This window comes from Sphingomonas gellani (assembly GCF_900110035.1).
Taxonomy (GTDB): Bacteria; Pseudomonadota; Alphaproteobacteria; order Sphingomonadales; family Sphingomonadaceae; genus Sphingomonas; species Sphingomonas gellani.
The window spans coordinates 1-1,125 of sequence record NZ_FOCF01000020.1 but is presented as its reverse complement, the minus strand read 5'-3'; the positions used below and the strand labels follow the sequence as shown (position 1 = coordinate 1,125).

2 protein-coding genes are annotated in these 1,125 nt (G+C 67.8%); one reads left to right on the top strand and one right to left on the bottom strand.

What is annotated here, in order from left to right:
- The coding region (locus tag BMX37_RS18340) for an SDR family oxidoreductase (protein WP_093667213.1) at positions 1-655 on the bottom strand (655 nt) is incomplete at its 3' end.
- Between the two features lie 105 nt (positions 656-760).
- On the opposite strand from BMX37_RS18340, the gene BMX37_RS18335 reads away from it, so the two are divergent.
- Positions 761-1,125 (top strand): LysR family transcriptional regulator (locus BMX37_RS18335; RefSeq protein WP_139198165.1); only part of this gene is annotated, 365 nt, incomplete at its 3' end.

The window sequence follows — 1,125 nt, the reverse complement described above, 5'->3', positions numbered from 1 at the left end:
CCGGGCGCCCCAGCACGTCGGACCAGATCGCTGCCACGTCAGCGCCGGTCAGCGTATCGGGGCCGACCAGGTTGATCGTCTCGATCGGGAGCTTGTCCGGCGCGTCGTGACGGCGGACCAGCTCGATCGCTGCGACCTCGGCGATGTCGCGCGCGTCGACCATCGCCAGCCCCTTGCCGCCGATGGGCATGGGATAGACGCCGTGCTGGAGGATCACGTCCTTCACCATCGCCTCGTTGTCGATGAAGTAGGTCGGGCGCAGGATGGTAGCGCCGAAGCCCATCGCTTCCAGCATCCGCTCCGCGCCGTACTTCACGGCGAAGTGAGGGACGTTCACCGCAAGGTCGGACTGGAACACCGACAGGTAGACCACCCGTTCGACGCCGGCTTCACGCGCGACGTTCAGCGTGATGATCGCCTGGGTGAACTCATCGCCGGTCACCGCATTGAGGAGGAACAGCGTGCTGACGCCGGAAAAGGCGGCGCGCAGTTCGTCGATGTCGAGCAGGTCGCCCTGCACCACCTCGACACCGGCCGGGAACGCGGCCTTGGCGGGATCGCGGGTCAGCACGCGGACGTCCGCCTCGCGCTGCACGAGTTGGTCGACGACGTGGCGGCCGACGCGGCCGGTGGCTCCGATTACGAGAATGGTCATGGGTTCGCTCCTTCATTCGGTCTTGCTGAGGAAGCGAAGATGGTCGATCCATGGCCGGTAAAATAGCCGCACAATCTGGACGCGCCGTCTCACTGGTGGAACGACATGGACCTGCTCGCGCTAGCCGACTTTACGCTCGTCGCCCGCCACGGCGGTTTTGGTGCAGCATCGCGCGCCGCCCACCGGCCCAAGGCGACCTTGTCCCGGCGCGTGGGAGAGTTGGAAGCGGCACTGGACCTGCGGCTCTTCGAGCGCGGCCGACGCGACCTCAAGCTGACCGAGGAAGGGCGGGCGCTGTTCGAACGCGCCGGGGCACTGCTGACCGAACTAGAGGAGACGGCGACTGCCATCGCCTCCGGCAGCAGCCAGGTGCGCGGCCGGCTTCGGATCAGCGCGCCGCTGCTCTTCGCGCAGACGGCGATGGGACGGCTCGCGGCCGAGTTCGCGCGGGCGCATCCGGAGGTGCGGCT